At 71.5% G+C, this 963-nt stretch carries 2 protein-coding genes; one reads left to right on the top strand and one right to left on the bottom strand.

All coding sequences use genetic code 11. The annotated features are described in order from the left end of the window. The coding region (locus PO768_RS28955; RefSeq protein WP_272648815.1) for a hypothetical protein at positions 1 to 463 on the top strand (463 nt) is incomplete at its 5' end. Here PO768_RS28955 and PO768_RS28950 read toward each other — a convergent pair. Beyond that, on the bottom strand, positions 460 to 963 hold a 504-nt coding region (locus PO768_RS28950), incomplete at its 5' end, for a DUF1501 domain-containing protein (RefSeq protein WP_272648814.1). The two genes, PO768_RS28955 and PO768_RS28950, sit on opposite strands and share 4 nt — an antisense overlap.

Raw genomic sequence — 963 nt, 5'->3', positions numbered from 1 at the left:
CGACCGCCGCGACGCCGAGCAAGCCAGGCAAGCTGCCGGCCGCCCGCTGCCCCGGCTGAGCGCGCTGTGGCGCTGCTGGCGCCGGCGTTTGCGCAGCTCGCCGCTGGCCGACGCGGCACTGACCGGCATCCAGGCCGTCTGGCAACATCATCCCTGGCGGCGTCCCACCGAAGCGGCATGGCTGCAAGCGCAAGCATCGCTGCTGCCCACCGTGCGGCGCTATCCACTGCTCACCGTGGGGCTGGTCGCGCTGGGCAGCGCCGCCTTCGTGGCCAGCAAGCCCTGGCGCTGGGGTGTGGTCAAGCACCGCTTCGGCTCACGGCCGCTCGGCGCCTGGTTGTGGACGCAGCTGCGGCGGCTGCCGCTCGAAGCTTTGCTGGCCCAACTCCTGTTGATGACGGCGGCCGCCAAGCCGGCCGCCGGCACTGCGGACGGTGCCGACCCGCAAGAGCCCAAGCGCTAGGCGAAGAAGCCCAGATCGCGCTCGCTGTAGTTGGCGATCTGCGGCAGCAGGCGCGGCAGCTCGCTGGCGGACACGCCCATCCAGCTGGCCAGCGTGGCGGCCAGCTGGTCGACCGAGCGGGTCGGCAGCAGCCGGCCCTGGCCGACATCGTCGGGCCCGTTGATCGCCACCACCGGCGCCTGGCCCCAGCAACGCCCGCCCTTGACCGCGCCACCCAGCACAAAATGATGACTGCCCCAGCCATGGTCGGAACCGTCGCCATTGCTGGTCAGCGTGCGGCCGAAATCCGAGGCGGTAAAGCTGGTCACCTGCTCGGCCACGCCCAGCTCGGCGGTGGCGGCGTAGAAGCTGGCCAGCGCATCGCTGACGCGGCCCAGCAGCAGCGGGTGCTGGGTCGGCAGCAGATCATGGTTGTCAAAGCCACCCAGCGAGACGAAGAAGACTTGGCGGCTGACCCCGAGGCTGGCGCGCGCGGCGATCAGCCGGGCGACCATCTGCAG

This window comes from Paucibacter sp. XJ19-41, assembly GCF_028462495.1.
Taxonomy (GTDB): domain Bacteria; phylum Pseudomonadota; class Gammaproteobacteria; order Burkholderiales; family Burkholderiaceae_C; genus Roseateles_E.
This window is presented reverse-complemented; position numbering and strand designations above follow the sequence as displayed.